This window comes from Gracilibacillus sp. HCP3S3_G5_2, from assembly GCF_052063305.1.
Taxonomy (GTDB): domain Bacteria; phylum Bacillota; class Bacilli; order Bacillales; family Amphibacillaceae; genus Gracilibacillus.
The window spans coordinates 1-1,393 of sequence record NZ_JBQHXU010000038.1 but is presented as its reverse complement, the minus strand read 5'-3'; the positions used below and the strand labels follow the sequence as shown (position 1 = coordinate 1,393).

1 protein-coding gene is annotated in these 1,393 nt (G+C 36.5%); it reads left to right on the top strand.

What is annotated here, in order from left to right:
- Positions 1 to 130: 130 nt before the first annotated feature.
- Positions 131 to 1,246, top strand: a complete 1,116-nt coding sequence (locus ACTNEP_RS20415) for an IS4 family transposase (RefSeq protein ID WP_339213018.1) — start codon at positions 131 to 133, stop codon at positions 1,244 to 1,246.
- The last annotated feature ends 147 nt before the right edge of the window (positions 1,247 to 1,393 follow it).

The following is a 1,393-nucleotide window of genomic DNA, read 5'->3' as shown; positions in this document are numbered from 1 at the left end:
CATTAAATTAATTTTATTATTAAAAATACTCGAAATGTTCAATTTTATTGTTTTGCGCAAAGAAAAAGTCCTTTATAATGGATAAGTCAGGTGGTAAACCCGTCCAAATCCACTAAAAAGGACAAATCTCATGGACAAGATTACACGAAAAACTTCATTTGGACAATGGTTTTCACCAATTAATTTTCAATTATTTGAAGAACAGGTGAAAACATTGAAATTAGATTTCTATACGAAAAAATTAACGACAGAGTCGTTCCTAAAGTTACTGCTTTTTGCACAGCTACAGGAAGTCGAGAGTCTTCATGCACTAAGTGACTGCCTCTTCGATGACAAGCTTCAAAGGGCTATCGACCTTGATTCTATTAGTATTTCTCAGTTATCACGACGATTAAATGGGCTGAATCCCGACCTTTTCCAAAGACTGTTTCTCGATTTAGTATCACAAATTCATGCCAAAACGCATTATACGAAACTTGTAATGCCATTAAAAATTATTGATTCTAGCACTTTGCCACTGAATTTGACGAATCATAAATGGGCAAAATTCCGCAAAACAAAGGCAGGAGTGAAACTGCATCTGCGTCTTGTATTTATGGAAAAAGGCACTTCTTACCCAGAAAAAGCCGTAATGACAACTGCAAAAGAACATGACCGAGGCCAGCTTGAAATTATGGTAGATGACAAAGAATGCATGTATGTGTTCGACCGTGGTTACTTAGACTACGAACGTTTTGACCGCATGACCGACGAGGGCTACTTTTTCCTTTCAAGGCTGCGGAAAAACGCAGTCATACGGGAAGTTTACAACTTTAAGTTGCCCGAAAATATGCCTGTTTTATCAGACCAAATGGTCTTAATTGGTACTACACAAAACCGTGCTGAAAATTATTTTCGCCTGATAAAGGTCTTGGATTCAAAGGGAAATGAACTCCATTTAATTACAAATCGTTTTGATTTAAGTGCCGAAGAGATTTCAGAAATGTACAAATCACGCTGGGCAATTGAATTGTTCTTCAAATGGATCAAACAACATCTCAGCATTAAGAAGTTTTACGGTCAGAGCGAATGGGCGATTCAAAACCAAGTATTTATCGCACTTATTGTTTTTTGCCTTCATGTTCTTGTGCAAATTGAAACAAAAAGCAAGCGAAAAACGCTACAAATTAGCCGTTATTTAAGGGCTGCATTATGGAAACCAGCGCATATTTGGCTTCGAAAGATTGAAGGCAAATCCGTCCCTTAATAAGCAAATTGTCGTTGTCACACAGGTCTAATTGTAAATTATTTCCAAATGGATGGAGCCACCTTTAATTCGGTATTTACTTTTTTGGCTCTAAACAGAAGATATAATAAAACTGAAAATTACGACATTATTTTTGCAACACTAGTG

Excerpts from the sequence above, each read along its gene's own strand:
- ACTNEP_RS20415 (WP_339213018.1), top strand. The coding sequence starts at position 131 with ATGGACAAGATTACACGAAAAACTTCATTTGGACAATGGTTTTCACCA.